The sequence below is a fragment of the Leucothrix pacifica genome (assembly GCF_003172875.1).
Lineage (GTDB): Bacteria > Pseudomonadota > Gammaproteobacteria > Thiotrichales > Thiotrichaceae > Leucothrix > Leucothrix pacifica.
In genome coordinates this window covers 1-1,385 of the sequence record NZ_QGKM01000134.1, presented here as the reverse complement: position 1 = coordinate 1,385, position 1,385 = coordinate 1, and the positions used below count along the sequence as shown (strand labels likewise).

At 43.5% G+C, this 1,385-nt stretch carries 2 protein-coding genes and 1 pseudogene; all 3 read right to left on the bottom strand.

The features are described from left to right. Positions 1 to 247 (bottom strand): hypothetical protein (locus DKW60_RS23545; protein ID WP_219988904.1); only part of this gene is annotated, 247 nt, incomplete at its 3' end. Next, positions 166 to 795, bottom strand: a pseudogene (locus DKW60_RS24755) (IS630 family transposase); the annotation flags it as partial. The gene DKW60_RS23545 and the pseudogene DKW60_RS24755, both read right to left, overlap by 82 nt. Before the next feature lie 8 nt (positions 796 to 803). Beyond that, positions 804 to 1,229, bottom strand: a complete 426-nt coding sequence (locus DKW60_RS23245) for a helix-turn-helix domain-containing protein (RefSeq protein WP_109840027.1) — start codon at positions 1,227 to 1,229, stop codon at positions 804 to 806. Between the last annotated feature and the right edge of the window lie 156 nt (positions 1,230 to 1,385).

The following is a 1,385-nucleotide window of genomic DNA, read 5'->3' as shown; positions in this document are numbered from 1 at the left end:
CGCGAACCATTAAGGAGCTGGCCGAAGAGGGTATGACCTGCATTTTGGTGACGTTCCATTCGTGGACAAAATCATTGTCACCTTCAACCGCTTTATTATCTTTGAAATAGGCAACAGGATCGTAGCCATCGATGGCACTTCCAAATAAGTTGCTATGGATAGGGTCTATTGCATATGCACTGCTACTGATAAAAAAGCTAAGAAGGAATGCCAGAGGCCAGAGAAGAATTTTTTTAATGTTAGGCATGATGGTTTTCTCATTGCCTTTAACACGTCGATACTCTTATAAGCCCCTAAGGGCAACCAGCTATACTTAATTCTGCACCACAGTATTTCAATGAGATTGAGCTCAGGCGAGTAAGGTGGCAGGTAGTGAATGATGACACCCATCGCCTCCCAGTTCTCCAATTCAGCCTTAAAAGCTTTACTCCGGTGCATTGAGGCGTTGTCTAAAATAATAATGCAGGGCTTCTTATCTTGTTGATACTGGGGTTCTCGACTCAATGCAAAACGGGTAATGAAACCAATGACCACCTCACTGGTTACACTGCCAGAGACCATCTCAAATGCACTGTCATTATTGCGATTAATCAGCCCCAATACATTGAGTTGCTGACTTCGGGTGCTGGGCAGAGTTAGCGTCGCTTTCCCTCTTGTTTGCCAGGCGTAGGGCACGTTCGGCGTGAGTGAAAAACCTGTTTCATCGAAATAGTAGACGTCTGCTAAATCTTCATCTTCCCAATCTTTAAAGGTTTGCTGCAGAGCCTGTTCCTGTTCAAATAATGAGGAGTTTCGCTTGCCTTTTAACGACCGTCGACATCGCTTCCAACAGTACCCAAAGCCTTTTTTAAAGCGCGTTTCAGCGTATTTTCAGAGGACGTTTTCCCTGAATACTGCTCCAAGTCAGCTTTAGCTAATCCAAGCTGCTGCGGATGTTTATCCACGGCGTTTTTAAAATAAGTCAGCTCATCAGTATTATAAATCATAGGTCTTCCACTACGAGGCTGATCATATAAGCCATCAACGCCCTTTTCATGCCATCGATCAATCCAAGCGCTCACTCTGTCCCTGTGTGACTCAAGTAAGGCACTAATGTCAGGAATTTTATAGCCTCTGGCGCTCAATAAAATGGCGTGTGCTCGTTGCCTGACGCGATGATTTGAATGGTTTTCATAAACCTGTGTCAGTGCGTTTTTGTCCTGCTGAGGCAAAGGGTTAACAAACTTCAAGACCGTTTCCTATTGATGAGTAAGCTTGGGGTATTTTACTACAAAATTTATAGTTGGTTACTTAACAAGTGTTATCGTCGGTTTGTTAATAATCAAATTCAATGGTGGTCGAATGAAAGTCTTAATGTTACTAACGCTCGCTACTGTGCTTGCAAC